Annotated in this window: 10 protein-coding genes; 5 read left to right on the forward strand and 5 right to left on the reverse strand. The window is 41.3% G+C overall.

Translation table 11 applies throughout. The features are described from left to right. Window positions 1–6: 6 nt before the first annotated feature. Genes KQP93_RS07305 through KQP93_RS07315 form a run of 3 tightly spaced genes read right to left on the reverse strand, consistent with a single transcriptional unit; the run spans window position 7 to window position 3,305 of the window. Window positions 7–1,320, reverse strand: a complete 1,314-nt coding sequence (locus tag KQP93_RS07305; RefSeq protein WP_217876489.1) for an ABC transporter permease — start codon at window positions 1,318–1,320, stop codon at window positions 7–9. Window positions 1,321–1,322: 2 nt separating this feature from the next. Next, window positions 1,323–2,030: an ABC transporter ATP-binding protein gene (locus KQP93_RS07310; protein ID WP_054551528.1), complete on the reverse strand. Its 708-nt coding sequence runs from the start codon at window positions 2,028–2,030 to the stop codon at window positions 1,323–1,325. Window positions 2,031–2,051: 21 nt separating this feature from the next. Next, a complete protein-coding gene (locus tag KQP93_RS07315) occupies window positions 2,052–3,305 on the reverse strand; it encodes an efflux RND transporter periplasmic adaptor subunit (RefSeq protein ID WP_217876756.1) in 1,254 nt (417 codons plus the stop codon). A 696-nt stretch (window positions 3,306–4,001) separates the two neighbouring features. Here KQP93_RS07315 and gltB point away from each other — a divergent pair. The 4 genes from gltB (at window position 4,002) to KQP93_RS07335 (ending at window position 11,065) form a co-directional block, all read left to right on the forward strand. After that, entirely contained in the window at window positions 4,002–8,459 is a 4,458-nt protein-coding gene (gene gltB, locus KQP93_RS07320; RefSeq protein ID WP_217876490.1) for a glutamate synthase large subunit, read from the forward strand. Between the two features lie 9 nt (window positions 8,460–8,468). Then, window positions 8,469–9,884, forward strand: coding sequence for an FAD-dependent oxidoreductase (locus tag KQP93_RS07325; protein WP_217876491.1), 1,416 nt, complete (start codon window positions 8,469–8,471; stop codon window positions 9,882–9,884). 262 nt (window positions 9,885–10,146) lie between these two features. Then, a complete protein-coding gene (locus KQP93_RS07330) occupies window positions 10,147–10,359 on the forward strand; it encodes a hypothetical protein (protein ID WP_235575464.1) in 213 nt (70 codons plus the stop codon). Between the two features lie 13 nt (window positions 10,360–10,372). Continuing rightward, window positions 10,373–11,065 (forward strand): response regulator, encoded by a 693-nt coding sequence (locus KQP93_RS07335; protein ID WP_217876492.1) that lies wholly within the window; start codon window positions 10,373–10,375, stop codon window positions 11,063–11,065. A 22-nt stretch (window positions 11,066–11,087) separates the two neighbouring features. Here KQP93_RS07335 and KQP93_RS07340 read toward each other — a convergent pair whose 3' ends face one another. Next, window positions 11,088–11,549: a hypothetical protein gene (locus KQP93_RS07340; RefSeq protein WP_217876493.1), complete on the reverse strand. Its 462-nt coding sequence runs from the start codon at window positions 11,547–11,549 to the stop codon at window positions 11,088–11,090. Between the two features lie 66 nt (window positions 11,550–11,615). Next, window positions 11,616–13,658, reverse strand: coding sequence for an ATP-binding protein (locus KQP93_RS07345; RefSeq protein WP_217876494.1), 2,043 nt, complete (start codon window positions 13,656–13,658; stop codon window positions 11,616–11,618). A 314-nt stretch (window positions 13,659–13,972) separates the two neighbouring features. Here KQP93_RS07345 and KQP93_RS07350 point away from each other — a divergent pair, with 314 nt between their 5' ends. Continuing rightward, window positions 13,973–15,568 carry a hypothetical protein gene (locus KQP93_RS07350; protein ID WP_217876495.1) on the forward strand — a complete coding sequence of 532 codons (1,596 nt, stop codon included), beginning with the start codon at window positions 13,973–13,975 and terminating at the stop codon, window positions 15,566–15,568. Window positions 15,569–15,603 lie beyond the last annotated feature (35 nt).

A 15,603-nucleotide genomic window follows, 5' to 3' on the forward strand; every position in this document is an offset into this window, starting at 1 on the left:
TCTTCCTTATTGGCTCTTAAGATAAATAGCAGGGTTGGTTTTACATACCAGCCAAGCAGGGTACAGACCCGCAATAATACAGGTGCTTATTGCAATCACCGGTGCGCTGAGCAGCATGGTTAAATCCATAGTGGCTAAGCTTTGGTAGTAGCTATAGCTTTGACGAACGCCTAATAAGCCCACTTGCGCCAAAATAATACCCAAGATGCCACCTAAGAAACCTAACATCGCTACCTCAACAATATGTTGAAAGAATATTTGGCGTTTGCTGGCACCTAATGCACGGCGAACACCAACCTCAGGAGCGCGGCGTAAAAACTTCGCTAGTAATAAACCTAAAATGTTGGCAAGGCATACCGCTAAAAACATAAAGCTTAGGCCAACCAGAATTTCGTTGTCTTCGCTAACGACATTGTTGTACTGCATCCACTCATTTACATCGCGTAAAGTAGCGGTTAATTTTTCGCGGTTAAAACGACCTAGCTTTTGTTGCTCTTGCATATAGGCCATTAAAAAGTCTTGGTAAGCTTGTTTTTCTGCAGGTGTTTTTAGTTCAACCCAAAATTGTAACCACACCATTTCAGAATTGAGCTTGTCGTTAAAGGTATTGGTTTTTTCGTGTTTCCAACCATTGGTATTACCCCAGTTCTCAAGCTGGCGTGCTTTCATTAAGCTAAAGGGTAAAAACAGTTGTTCGGTTTTATTAAATGCACCGTTATTTAGGTCATAGTATTTGGTGGTGATATTCCAATCATCAATCACGCCAATGACTTCGTAACTAGCATCATCGAGGTACACCATTTTGCCTACTGGGTTTTCACCAGCAAAGAGTTTGTCGTTTAATTCTTTATTGATCACTACAACAGGTGCTGCATCGGCTTCTTGTTGCTCGCTCCAAACTCCACCATAAATAAACGATAAGTTGAACATATCGAAAAAGTCTGGGGTGGTAAGGCGAGCTTGACCAATAAATGGTTTAACTTTGTCTGAGTCTAAGTAAACCGAAAAACCCGTTCTAACCATAGTGACACGCTTGCCACCAGCTTTGGCTTGATTAAGGTTAACTGCATCTTGATAAGTTAATTGCAGTGGCATGTTATCGACTGTCCACCACGTACGGCCTTCATCCATGGTTTGTAACTGAACAGAATAAAGGTCGCTACTTTTTTCAGGAATAGGGTCTGCCGACATCATGTGATACACAGATAAACTGGTCATGGTTACGCCAATACCAATGGCAATGGCCAATACCATTAAAAAGCTCACAAGTGGCGTGCGCTTAAAGCTGCGCCAGCTTAAATCTAAATAATGAAGGAACATGGTTACACTCCAGCCGCTTTAAGGTTTTGAGTGCCTTGATACAAGGTGAAGTCAGCTAGTTGGCCATCAACAACTTGGATGTTACGTGGTGCTCTGCGGGCAAGTTCAGGATCATGGGTAACCATGATGATGGTTGCGCCATCACGATTGATTTGCTCAAGTAGCTCCATCACTTGACGCGCCATTAAGCTATCTAAATTACCAGTTGGCTCATCGGCAAGTAAAAAGCGCGGTTCACCAGCAAGGGCTCTGGCAATAGCCACACGTTGTTGTTGACCACCAGAAAGTTGTTGCGGTAAGTGCTTAGCACGTGATGCTAAACCAACTTGCTCTAAGCATTGCTCGATTCGGCGTTTACGCTCAGCAGCTTTGATACCGCGATAACGCAGTGGTACTTCAATATTTTCATAGAGGTTCAAATCTGGGATCAGGTTAAAACCTTGGAAAATAAAACCAATTTTTTGGTTTCGAAGATCTGCACGCTGGTTGTCGTTTAGTTTACCCACGTCAATACCATCTAACATGTATTGGCCTTCGCTAAATGGTTCTAACATACCGGCGATGTTTAAAAATGTGGTTTTACCTGAGCCACTTGGGCCCGTTACGGCGATAAACTCACCTTCTTCAACTTGTAGATTAAAGTCGCGAAGGGCGTGCGTTTGTACCATATCTGTTTGATACACTTTGCTGATGTTGTTCATTGTAAGCATGTTGATTATTCCTTTTATTTGTTAGCGTAAAACCAGTGTGGATGCTTTTTTAAAGCGATCGTAGTTTGAGATAATTAACTTATCGCCAGGCTCTACACCTTCAATTATCTCCACAGCATTGATACTGCTTGCACCGGTTTTTATATCGATTAAATAAGCCATGTCACCATCAACTTTATAAGCATGGGTGCCACCTTGTTGTAAGAAAGCGCCGCGTTTTACTTGCAATACATCGTCGCGATTCTCTAGTAAAATACGTGCGGTTAAGCGTTGGTTTTGGCGAATTCCAGAAATCTCATTGTCAAAGCGTACGCGGGTTGTGACCTCGCGGTTATTCACTTCAGGCGAAATAGCCGATAGGGTGCCTGTGACATGACGAGCACCTAAAGTAAGCTCAACTTGCATACCAAGACCCAGCTCATTGGCGTAGCTTTCTGGTACTTGCAGTTCTGCTTCAAAGTTACTTAAATCGACCAATGTCATTAATGGTTGGCTTTGTGTGACCGCTTCTTTTTGTTGCACTAATAAGTTACCCACAATGCCGCTTACACTCGCGGTAATAGTGAGTTCATTTACTTGTCTGAGTAAGTCATCAACAATTAGTTGCTGACGTGCCAGATCACGCTCTGCTGCTTTTAGCTCAAATGCGAGGGTATCTTTAGCTAAGCTGACTTCTTGCTCGGCGTGCTTATATGAAAGCTTGGCACGGGCTAAGTCATCAACCGCTTTTTCTAAATCTATTTGGCTAATTAAATGTTTTTCGATTGAGATTTTAGCTCGGCGGTTTTCTCTATCTGCAGCATTGAGTTCAACTTGCGCTAAATCGAGCGCTTTAGTCAGACTTAGTTTTTGTCTACGCGCTTCAAGTTGCTTGCGCTGTAATTCGCCTTCTAATCGCGCTAATACTGATTGTTGTTGTTTTAGCTCGTTGGTTAGCTCAGGGCTGGTTACGGTTGCGATCACTTCATTTACTTCAACGCTATCACCGGCTTTTACTTTTAAATCGACAAAGCCGCGTTCAGGGCTGTAAACCTTTGGCGCATTAGCTGCAACGATTTTACCGCTTGCTGCTACATCTCTGGTGAGTGTCTTTTGGCTTACTTCACTAATTTGTAGGCTTGCTGCATCAACCGAAATGCTGCCATCGTTACTGGCAAACAATGCTTGAAAGCCGAGAGCACCAACAAGTATTACACCTGCAGCAATTATTAGTGGCTTTTTAATGGTGTTTTTCTTAGCCACGGTAATATCTTGGGCACTGGTATCCTTAATCATCATAACTCCTTACGATTCTCAAAACACACAATCATGAAGCCAACGGCAAGCATGGTAAGTGGAGAAGCCATAAACAAACTGATAGTGAACATTTTGAAATCCTCAATTTCGCTGATGTCTTATCTATACCAGTAGCGTGCCAGTTTTTAATTTGTTGATTTTTAATGGTTTTATGTTCAGTCAGTGAATTAATGTCTGTCCGCGGACAGAAAAAGTGTCCGCAGCGGACACTTTTAGGTTGTTTATTGTTGACGCAAGGGTAAAGAAACTCAGTCATTGCGACTAAGGTAGCCTGCTCAGATACATAGTTTGTAACTATGCTAAAGCCAAGAGTAAATAATGATGCAGTTAGGCTAGGCGAGACCCCGTAAAAAACTGCATTGATATTCATAAGTTGAATAATTATTCAAAATAAAGTGCAGTTTACGTTAACGTAAAGAAGTGGGTTTTTAGATTGTTTTTTTACAAGTTGTTAAATTTGACACCAGTGTCATAAAAAAATAACGGGTAAAACACGACTAAATGTAAAAAAATAGCATAGAATTTAAAAAGTGCCTTAAGTGAGAAATATTCATGAATATGAATATGTATTCAAAACTCTATTGACTCATGAGGTATTTGGCGATAGTTTTGTTCGTCTGCTAGCACTGTCACAAAAGACTGAACCGCTAGTCGTTGTAGCAAGGGGAGGGGTCTATGTTATACGACTCAAAATTAGAAAAAGATAATTGTGGCTTTGGCTTAATAGCCCAGGTCAATGGTCAGGCGAGTCACCGCTTGATTCGAACAGCAATCACTGGCTTAGATCGCATGGAACACCGTGGTGGTATTTCTGCTGATGGTAAAACAGGTGATGGCTGTGGTTTATTAATGCAAAAACCTGATAGTTTCTTTCGTGCTATTGCCAGCGAACATGATTGGCACCTAGGAAAGAACTACGCCGTAGGCATGGTATTTTTAAATGCCGATCCTGTACTTGCGCAAACAGCTAAAGATGTGTTGAGTGAAGAACTCGAAAAAGAAACCTTGAGCATTCAAGGCTGGCGCGTAGTACCTACCGATGCGTCATGTTTAGGGCCAATTGCAAAAAAACAACTACCAGGCTTTGAACAAATTTTTGTTAGCGCACCAGAAGGCTGGCGTCCAAAAGATTTAGAACGTCGCCTGTATGTAGCGCGTCGTCGTGCTGAAAAGCGTCTCGAAAACGATGAACATTTTTATATTGCCAGTTTATCTGGTTTAGTTACTGTCTATAAAGGCTTAATGATGCCTGTAGACTTACCTAACTTTTATTTGGACTTAGCTGACATTCGCATGACTAGTGCGATTTGTGTATTTCACCAACGTTTCTCTACTAATACACAACCTCGTTGGCCACTGGCGCAACCATTTCGCTATTTAGCGCATAATGGTGAAATTAATACGATTCAAGGTAACCGCCAATGGGCACGTGCCCGGGCGTATAAGTTTGCCTCACCACTTATTCCTGATTTGCAATCAGCAGCACCATTCGTTAACGAAAGCGGCTCTGACTCTTCTAGCTTAGATAATATGCTTGAGTTGTTCTTAGCAGGTGGCATGGATTTATTCCGTGCAATGCGTATGCTTGTGCCGCCAGCATGGCAGAAAAACCGCGCCATGGATGATGACCTACGTGCATTCTATGACTTTAACTCAATGCATATGGAACCATGGGATGGCCCAGCTGGTATTGTAATGTCTGACGGTCGTTTTGCTGCTTGTAACCTTGACCGTAACGGTTTACGCCCAGCGCGCTATGTAATCACTCAAGATGGTTTTATTACCCTTGCCTCAGAAGTAGGTATTTGGGACTACGCGCCAGACGAAGTGGTTGAGAAAGGCCGTGTTGGTCCTGGTGAGTTATTAGTTATTGATACTCATCAAGGTAAAATTTGGCATTCAGATGAGATTGACCAAGACCTTAAGTCACGCCATCCATATAAAGCATGGCTTGAAGCAAACGTTAAGCGTTTAACGCCATTTGAACAGTTATCTGAAAAAGATGCGGGTAACCGTTCTTTTGATGACGAAACACTGCTTAAGTATCAAAAAATGTTTGGCTACACCAACGAAGAGCTTGATAGCGTGATTCGTGTAATGGGTGAAAATGGTCAAGAAGCAACAGGTTCAATGGGCGATGACACGCCATTTGCGGTACTGTCAGAAGGCCATCGGTCACTGTTTGATTACTTCCGACAAAAATTTGCGCAAGTAACCAATCCACCAATTGATCCGCTTCGCGAAAACCATGTTATGTCATTGGCAACCTGTATTGGTAGTGAGCAAAACGTATTTAACGAAACAACCGGCCACGCTAAGCGTTTACAGTTTGATACGCCGATTTTGATGTACGCTGATATGCAACAACTGATCAATGCTGACGATGAGCATTACAGCTACTGTAAAATTGATATCACTTACACACTAGAAGAAGGCTTAGAAAACGCAATCACACGTATTTGTGATGAAGCACAAGAAAAAGCAGCGTCAGGCTGTGTCATGCTTATTTTAAGTGACCGTAACTTTAGTGAAACGCATTTGCCGATCCCGGCTGCGATGGCGGTTGGTTCAATTCAAAAGCGTTTAGTCGATAATAACTTACGTTGTGAATCTAATATCATCATCGAATCGGGCAGTGTCCGTGATGCGCACCAATTTGCGGTATTACTTGGCTTTGGTGCAACGGCAATTTATCCGTACCTTGCTTATGAATCATTAGTTGCAATGAGTGACAAAAAGACCCTGAACAAGAGCTATTGCGAAGTAACGCTTGCTTATCGTAATGCGATTAATAAGGGTTTGTATAAAATTATGTCGAAAATGGGTATCAGTACTGTCGCTTCGTACCGCTGCTCAATGTTATTTGAGGCAGTTGGTTTATCAGATGCGGTTGTAGAAACCTGTTTTAACGGTGTAGCTAGTCGTATCAAAGGGGCCTGTTTCACTGATTTTGATGATGACCAACGTAAACTTCATAAACTGGCATTTAGTAAACGTAAGTTATTAAGTCATGGTGGCTTACTAAAATATGTTCACGGTGGTGAGTACCACGCGTATAACCCAGATGTTATTCAAACACTGCAAAAAGCAGTGCGCTCTGGGGATTATAAAGATTACTTAGCATATGCTGATTTAGTAAATAACCGCCCGATCACCAATTTACGTGACATGCTAGCGGTGAAAATCCCTGATACAGGTGTGAGTGTTGACGACGTAGAACCTGCAACTGAGCTTTACAAACGTTTTGACTCAGCAGCAATGAGTATTGGTGCATTATCGCCAGAAGCACATGAAGCACTCGCGATTGCAATGAACCGCTTAGGTGGTTGTTCAAACTCTGGTGAAGGTGGTGAAGACAAGCTTCGCTACGGTACAGAGAAAAACTCACGTATTAAGCAAGTTGCTTCAGGCCGTTTTGGTGTAACACCACATTACTTACGCAGCGCTGATGTAATTCAGATTAAAGTGGCGCAAGGTGCAAAACCAGGTGAGGGTGGTCAATTACCGGGTGAAAAAGTAACGCCGTATATTGCAAAATTACGTTATTCAGTGCCGGGTGTGACCTTGATTTCACCTCCGCCACATCACGATATTTACTCGATTGAAGATTTAGCCCAGCTTATTTTCGATTTAAAGCAAGTAAACCCAGATGCACTGATCTCGGTGAAACTCGTTTCTGAACCGGGTGTAGGTACTATCGCAACTGGCGTAGCTAAAGCCTATGCCGATTTAATTACCATTGCTGGTTATGATGGTGGCACAGGTGCAAGCCCGCTTACTTCTGTTAAGTATGCAGGTAGCCCTTGGGAGCTTGGTCTTGCTGAAACCCAACAAGCGCTGGTAGAAAATGGTTTACGTCACCGTATTCGTCTGCAAACAGATGGTGGTCTGAAAACAGGTCTAGATATCATTAAGGCGGCTATTTTAGGTGCTGAAAGCTTTGGCTTTGGTACGGGTCCTATGGTGGCTCTTGGTTGTAAATACCTACGTATTTGTCACTTAAACAACTGTGCGACCGGTGTTGCGACGCAAGACGATACGCTGCGCCAAAAGCATTATCATGGCCTGCCAGAAATGGCGATGAACTACTTTAAGTTTATTGCCGAAGAAGCACGCCAAATTATGGCAAGCTTAGGTGTAACTCGTTTAACAGACTTAATTGGTCGTTTAGACTTACTTGAAGCAATTGAAGGCAACACAGAGAAACAAAAGAAAGTAGATCTGTCGTCTGTGATTGCTGTGCCTAACAACCCAACGGGTGAAACACTGTATTGTAGCGTTCCTAATAGCTCGCACTACTTAGGCCAGCTAAATGAAACCTTGCTTGAAAAAGCCAAGCAAGCAATTGACGAAAAATCGGGTATCTCGCTGGTTAACCGTATTTGCAATACAGACCGCTCAGTGGGCGCTATGTTATCGGGCTATATCGCTTCTAAACATGGTAACCAAGGTATGGCTGCAGATCCTGTCTCTATTGAGCTTCATGGTACAGCGGGTCAATCATTTGGTGTGTGGAATGCTGGTGGTCTTGAAATGACCCTCGTTGGTGATGCCAATGACTATGTTGGTAAAGGCATGGCTGGCGGCAAGTTAGTAATTCGCCCGCCACTGGGTTCATCTTTCGAAAGCCACAAAGCGACCATTGCCGGTAATACCTGTTTATATGGTGCAACGGGCGGTAAATTATTTGCAGCAGGCTGTGCCGGTGAGCGTTTTGCAGTGCGTAACTCAGGCGTACAAGCGGTAGTAGAAGGTGTTGGTGACAACGGCTGTGAATATATGACAGGTGGTGTGGTTTGCGTACTTGGCAAAGTAGGTATCAACTTTGGTGCAGGTATGACAGGTGGTTTTGCTTATATTCTTGATGAAGGCAACGACTTTGAAAAACGCATTAACCCAGAGCTTGTTGAAGTAGTTACGTTAGAAGGATTGGCATCGCAACAAGAACATTTACGCGGTCTAATTGCTGAGCATTTAGAGCTTACAGGCTCAAACCGCGCTGAGCAGATTTTAGCTAATTTTGATTTATACATGCCGATGTTTAAATTAGTTAAGCCAAAATCTAGTGATGTAAAAAGTTTACTCGGACACCGAGCGCGCAGCAGCGCAGAGCTTCGTGTTCAGGCTCAGTAAGGGGGTAGTATGAGCGAAAATGTATACCAGTTTATCGATGTGCAACGTGTTGATCCGCGTAAAAAGCCAATTTCAGCACGTAAACAATCTTTCGTAGAAATCTACGAGCCGTTTTCTGAGACACAAGTTAACTCACAGGCGGATCGCTGTTTAGATTGTGGTAACCCGTACTGTGAATGGAAATGCCCAGTACATAACTATATTCCACAATGGTTAAAGCTCATTCGTACTGGCCGTATTTTAGAAGCGGCAGAGCTGTCTCACCGTACAAACAGCTTACCAGAGGTGTGTGGCCGAGTTTGTCCACAAGACCGTTTGTGTGAAGGCTCTTGTACACTTGACGAAGAGTTTGGTGCTGTCACTATCGGTAATATCGAAAAGTACATCACTGACACGGCCTTTAAGATGGGCTGGAAACCAGATATGTCGTATGTGGTTTGGTCTGACAAAAAAGTAGCTATCATTGGTGCAGGCCCTGCGGGCTTAGGTTGTGCAGATATTTTAGTACGTAACGGTGTAAAGCCTGTGGTGTTTGACCGTCATCCAGAAATCGGTGGTCTTCTTACGTTTGGTATTCCTTCATTCAAACTTGAAAAAGAAGTAATGCAAAAGCGTCGTGAAATTTTCACTGAAATGGGTGTTGAGTTTAAGCTAAACACTGAAGTTGGTGTTGACATTACCCTTGATGAAATTTTGGCTGAATATGATGCCGTGTTCTTAGGTGTTGGTACGTATCAAAGTATGCGTGCAGGCCTTGAAAACGAAGATGCGGATGGTGTGTTCGACGCACTACCGTTCTTAATTGGTAACACAAACCGTGTTATGGGCTATGCCGAAGACAAACAAGCTTACCTTGATATGGCGAACGAAAAGGTTGTTGTGTTAGGCGGTGGTGATACAGCAATGGACTGTGTAAGAACCTCTATTCGACAAGGCGCTACACAGGTTACCTGTGCTTATCGTCGTGACGAAGAAAATATGCCTGGCTCAAAGCGCGAAGTTAAAAATGCCCGTGAAGAGGGCGTAGAATTTACCTTTAACGTTCAACCTAAAGGTATTGTGGTTGACGAGCAAGGTAAGGTTGCTGGCGTTAAAATGGTAAAAACGCAACTTGGTGAGCCGGACGAAAATGGTCGTCGTCGCGCTGAAGAGGTCGCTGGTTCTGAGCATGTTATTGAAGCAACCAAAGTGCTCATGGCGTTTGGTTTTAAACCTCATAAAATGGATTGGTTAGAACCTTACGGTGTTGAAATCAATCATTGGGGCGGTATCAATGCACCAGAAAAAGGTGAATTCACACACCAAACAACTAACCCGAAAATCTTTGCCGGTGGCGATATCGTCCGCGGGTCAGACTTAGTGGTAACGGCTATTTTCGAAGGCCGAAATGCCGCTGAAGGGATTATGGATTACTTAGACGTATAATTCTAAGGCACCATTCACCATTTTTAAAAGCAAGCTGCCTAGCTTGCTTTTTTATTGCCTACTTTTTAGCTGTCTTGAGAATCTAATCAAGATTCAGAAAAATAATGAAAAAATAACGCTTATTACCTACAATCTACGAATGAATTTTACAGTTGAACAGAAAAAATTCATTATTTCGTACTAACTCCATATTTGCTCCATATTGTTGCGTTTTAATATTTATCAGAGGCAGAAGCCCATCTGAATATTTGATGCTAACAACATGGATAAAAAGAAAATGTTTTGCGAACACACAAATAACGAGCAGTTAAGCTTTTTTCAGCCAAGTTCAAAATCTGAAAATGATTTACTCAATGAGGTCATGAATAGTGAAGACTTGCACGATATTCTGACAATGGTTTTACTAGATGAGACCTTATCAGACGCCCTTAAAGCGATGGTGAAGCAACAACTAAAAACAATAAAAAAAATATAAAACGGAAATAAAAATGCCGCAGATATTAGTCGTTGAAGACGACTTAGATATTGCAGAACAAGTGCTGTTGTTCTTCAATGCATCTGGCTTTACCACTCACCACATCACTGATGGCAGTGCTGTGGTGTCGTGGGTTAAAGAAAATAGTCCGGATGCAATAATTCTAGATGTAATGTTACCCAATTTAGATGGCGTGGAGTGCATGAAGCAGATCCGCGCTTTTTCTATGGTACCTATTATTATGGTAACCGCTAAAGTCGAAGAGGCTGATAGGTTAAAAGGGTTAGAACATGGTGCTGATGACTATGTCTGTAAACCTTTTAGCGGTGCAGAGCTGGTGATGCGTGTTAAAGCTATTTTAAGGCGCTGCGCGCCGGTATCTAATAGCAATGAAGCTGTTGAAACGGCAGCTACTATTTGTTTAAACGAAGATGCGCTTGAAGTTGAGATTAAAGGCGTGTCTTTGGGTTTAACTAAAGTGGAATTTGACGTATTTAAGCTTTTGTATAAAGCCCCTAAGCGCGTTTTTTCAAGACAGCAGATACTTGATCATATCCAACCCAATAACTTTGATATTACCGACCGCGTAATCGACAGTCATATCAAAAATATTCGCAAAAAACTAAAGAATTTACAGTTCTCTCCTAAGATAGTCGCTTCCGTTTACGGTGCAGGCTATCGCTATGATGAACGTCAAATCGATTGATTTGGCGTTCATCGCTTTCATATCAGTTACACAAAGTACTTTCACCTTTTCGAATAGAATGGCTGAACACATACACTGATAATTCTCTTGCTTGAATATCTTGCCAAATGCGTTTGCTAGGACTAGGGCACAACGCATAATGTAAATATTGACTTAACGCTTCACCTTCAAGGGCTATCGCAGTAGGCGTTTGTACATAGACCTGAATCGCATTAGTTGAGTAGTTAATTTTATTTAAGCGCCACTGGCCCATTAAGAATTGCTTTGCAAAGAACTGGGAGATACGTTGTTTAGCAGCTTCAGATAGTGGAGGGTACTCTATTGGCTTTTCGTAGCTTGCATAATAGAGCCATGCACTTAACAGTATGCTGGCAAGGGCCGCGTAAATTGGCAGTGGCGACTTTTTGGTTTTTTTAACTTTGCTTTGGCGGTGTTTACGCTCAACAGATTTTGCCCATTGAGCGTGCTTTAATGACTCTGACATGGTTCCATTCCACAGTAGTTTATAGTGCTATTTAAGCAATAAAATGTGGTGGAAAAATGGAGAGGCTTATTTATTGCCTAAAGGCAGTAAGATTCTGATACATAAGCCACCTGACTTACCTGGTAACGCGTTAATATTACCTGACATCAACTCGACAAAACTCTGACAAATTGATAACCCTAAACCAGACCCCCCTGATGCGCGGCTACGAGACTCTTCAACACGATATAAACGGTCAAAGAGCTTGCCTATATGAGCTTTACCTACACCCGGAGAAGTATCATCAACTTGAATAAACAGCTCTTGTTTGTTCGCTCTCACCTTTAGGCGAACATGGCCTGGCGTGTCTGTATATAGACACGCATTAGTAAAAATATTGTTGAGGATTTGGTCTATTTTTTGTTTATCTACCGTAATCTCAACATCATCAGCAATAACAATGTCAGTGAAAAATGTGAGCTGATGACTGCAAACATAACGGCGCATATCTTGCTCATATTCAGCAAAAATTTGCGCGGCATTATATTGTTGAAGGTTCAATGTCAGGGTTTTGTTTTCAGCTTGAGATAACTGATACACATCTGAAATTAAGTTATTAAGTTGTGCTATTTTGCCATTAATTTTGCTGTAAGCGAGATCGCGGTTTTCCTGAATATCGAGCTCAAGGGCTTCTATATGCAGCTTCAATACGCTCAATGGTGTGCGTAATTCATGAGAGATATCAGCAAGCATTTTGTCTTTTTCAATCAAGCTATATTGATACAGCTTTGCTTTAAATAGTGCTTTTCGATGCTTAAAGTAATACAGCACTAAGGCAAGCGTACTGAACAATAAAACAATGCCGGCTGATAACAGCCATATCTGTTTTTCTAATCGCTGATTATTCATTTGAGCTGTAGCGAGTTTGTTTTTTTGTATCTCATCATCAATGCGCTGCTGTTGCTCGATTGCTGTTAATTGTGTTTTGTTCTTTTCAACAGCTTGATTTAAATGCTCTTCAAATAAAGACTCGGCCAGTTTATTTTCAAGCTTTAGCTGCTCGGCAGCTAGCTTGTAATCACCAATAAGTTCAGCATAAATTGCGGTATAGCCATGCTGTTTTTGATTCAATAAACGGTTATCAATATCAGTTAACAACTCTTTTGTTCGACTTAAATAAAGACCAATTAGCTCAGAGTTTTTAAGTGCTAAATGCAGTTCAATTAAGTTAAAGTAAGAGTAAATCTTACTTAACGCCGAGCCAGATTCAAGCGCTGCGTTAAGCCCAGACTCTGCACTACTTAATGCCATATGTTGGTTGCCTATTTTCAAATACAGTTGCATTAACGTATGCTTCGCCGTCGCCATATTCTCATAGGCATTGATATCGGCTAAACGGGTATAGGCGTTATTTAATAAGGGAAGAGCCTGCTCTAAATCACCTCGTTTATATACCAGCTTGGCAAGCTGTAAGCTGGTATCAGCAATATTCATTTGGTTTTTGGTTTTAATATCAAACTCGAGTGCTTTTTTATAGAAGTACTCAGATTGCGAGAGGTCATCAAGCCTGTGAGCAAGGTTAGCTAAGTTATAAAAGTTAGTGGCAACTAGTTCAAAATTATCGCTGCTTTCTAATAACGCTTGCGCTTTTACCTGATGATGCATTGATTGCTCAAGATCATTCAGCGTGTCGTATAGTGAACCTAAATTGCTATGGCTTTGTGCTTGTAGGTTTTTGTCTTCAAGTTCGTTTGCAAGCGCTAAGGCTGCCATGTAGTGCTTCTTTGCTTCAATCGTTTTTACTTGGCGACGGTAGTTGATCCCCAACTCTTTTTGGATGTGGTATTGGTCCTTTTTGCTCAGACTTGCAAGCTTTTGTATTGGCGATAACAGTTCAATCGCTTTGCTGTAATGACCTTGTTTACGTAAAAGAGGCGCTTGTGCCATAGCAATTTCGGGGCTTGATGTAGCGTTATTTACATCTTTGTATTGCTCAAGAATAGAGAGAGCTTCACTGAGCTTACCTTGGTTCTCAAGGTCAGTGACTTGATTTAATAGAGAGCTAGGTAGTGAGGTTGCTACACACGAAAAAGACAGTAAACACGTGGCGATAAGTAAAGAGTATTTCATTTGTGGTTTGAACAAGCTTAATGTGTGTTAATACTAACCTGCAAATGTGTGCAAATTATGGAGCTACTAGCTAGCGTTTTATGGCGACCAAATTTCACCTAGTTATATAGGATTGCTATAAATCAGGTGGGACCTGAGTTGTTATTATTTTTCACCTTTTTGTATCATTCTCAAAAATTTCTGATTGTATTCAATTAAATGAAGCCTAGAATTAGTCTGAACATAATTTATACATAACTGGATTAATGATAAATAATTTATTTAACATTTTTACTAATAATAAAGTTTTAATTAATTCTTCAGGCGAAAATAAAATGAAAAAATCTATTTTATCAATATTAATGGTATGCGGAGCTGTTGCTACAGATGTTTCTGCAAATAGCTGCACAGGCGAGCTCTATGGTATTAACTCTGGTCGAGGCCACTTAGGTTTCGTATTTTCACTTGATGAGCAAGCGCAAAGCGCTGCTGTTCATTCAAAAGCTGCTTTTTCATCTGCAGCTATCGCATTTGATAGTACAAGAAACCGACTTTACTACGTAGCAGCCCCGCGACCACTTTCTTATAGACTAGATGTGAGTGAATTTAATTTGTCAGATGATGAATTAAAAGACCTGCCAATCAAAGGCGAAAAGTATAAATATACGCGTCTAGCTTATGTTGATATGGATACAAAGGAGCACACAGTGCTTAGTCGCTCTAATCCAATGACTCGCTTGGCGTATGATCCTAACCGTGATGTTATTTATGGCTCTAAAGGCAGTAAGTTTTATGTTATTTATCCAGATTCTGGCGAGACCCAGTTTGTAGGTAATATGACTGGCTATGGTAATAGCTCAGATATTCTTCGTGGTGATATAGTTGTTAAAAATGGTGAAGTCTATTTAGTTTCTTCAACAAGTATATTTTCGTTAGATTTAGATTCATTGCAGCTTACGAAAAAGTCTGAGCATGGTTTAACAACGGTAACAGGTGCTGCACTTGACCAAAATGGTGAGCTGCTTATTTCACGCGAAGTAATAAACGATCAAGGTAATTACAATATAACTAAGCTTTATAAAGCCTCGATTGAAACAGGTGAAACGTGTGCAATGGGTACTTACCCAATGCGTATTAATGACTTAGCACTTAACACATTAAAGCCGGTTGCATGTTATGCCCAGCCAACCTGTAGTACAGAGGCCGAGCCAATTATTGTTACTAGTATTGATCAAGCTAGGCAAGCTACTTGGGCTGGTTATACGCTTAATGGTTCTTTAATGGAATGGTCTTTAGAAAAATTGATAAGTACAGCAAACTTTGGTGAAAATGGCGTAGTTCGTAAGCCATTATCAATAAATAATGATTTTGCAGAGTCAAATTCAATTACTGAAGAAGCACTCGATAAATATAATACAGATATCTTTTTTATAGGCAGCTTCCGACTAAGCAATTTCACTGATGCAGAACTAAATGAAGCATATAATTGGTCATTAAAGAAAGGTAATGTAGCTATCATTGCTGGTGATGCTGATTACCCAGAAGAAAAAATATACCCAAGATGGGGTTATAAAGTAACAAATGAAGGCTACATTGATGGGCCAAATTTGCCGAATCCTGACGGGCTGAATACCCAAGCTCAGCAAGCTATTTTTGCAGGCCCATTTGGTGGTGTGACTAATTTCTATCAAGCAGGTGGTGCTAGGGGGTATTTTTCTGAGATGCCTACTGGAGCACAAGTTTTGGCTGTAAATCAACAAGGCTTACCAACTATCGTAAAAGACCCTACAACAGGTGATATCATCTTGGCTGATAGTGGCATGTTAACGAATCAGACCAAATCAGAAAATATTACAGAAGGGTCAGGTGTTACAAGTATGGCAGATCGATTACTAATGAATTTGTTTAATTTTGCAAGTGAAATTGAGTAGGTAATTATTTGAAAATCGCGAAGTATTTATCTTCG

The sequence above is a fragment of the Pseudoalteromonas shioyasakiensis genome, from assembly GCF_019134595.1.
Taxonomy (GTDB): domain Bacteria; phylum Pseudomonadota; class Gammaproteobacteria; order Enterobacterales; family Alteromonadaceae; genus Pseudoalteromonas; species Pseudoalteromonas shioyasakiensis_A.

Bases quoted from the DNA above. Each gene is read 5' to 3' on its own strand.
- KQP93_RS07305 (WP_217876489.1), bottom strand. From the start codon at position 1,320: ATGTTCCTTCATTATTTAGATTTAAGCTGGCGCAGCTTTAAGCGCACG.
- KQP93_RS07310 (WP_054551528.1), bottom strand. From the start codon at position 2,030: ATGCTTACAATGAACAACATCAGCAAAGTGTATCAAACAGATATGGTA.
- KQP93_RS07315 (WP_217876756.1), bottom strand. From the start codon at position 3,305: ATGATTAAGGATACCAGTGCCCAAGATATTACCGTGGCTAAGAAAAAC.
- gltB (WP_217876490.1), top strand. From the start codon at position 4,002: ATGTTATACGACTCAAAATTAGAAAAAGATAATTGTGGCTTTGGCTTA.
- KQP93_RS07325 (WP_217876491.1), top strand. From the start codon at position 8,469: ATGAGCGAAAATGTATACCAGTTTATCGATGTGCAACGTGTTGATCCG.
- KQP93_RS07330 (WP_235575464.1), top strand. From the start codon at position 10,147: ATGGATAAAAAGAAAATGTTTTGCGAACACACAAATAACGAGCAGTTA.
- KQP93_RS07335 (WP_217876492.1), top strand. From the start codon at position 10,373: ATGCCGCAGATATTAGTCGTTGAAGACGACTTAGATATTGCAGAACAA.
- KQP93_RS07340 (WP_217876493.1), bottom strand. From the start codon at position 11,549: ATGTCAGAGTCATTAAAGCACGCTCAATGGGCAAAATCTGTTGAGCGT.
- KQP93_RS07345 (WP_217876494.1), bottom strand. From the start codon at position 13,658: ATGAAATACTCTTTACTTATCGCCACGTGTTTACTGTCTTTTTCGTGT.
- KQP93_RS07350 (WP_217876495.1), top strand. From the start codon at position 13,973: ATGAAAAAATCTATTTTATCAATATTAATGGTATGCGGAGCTGTTGCT.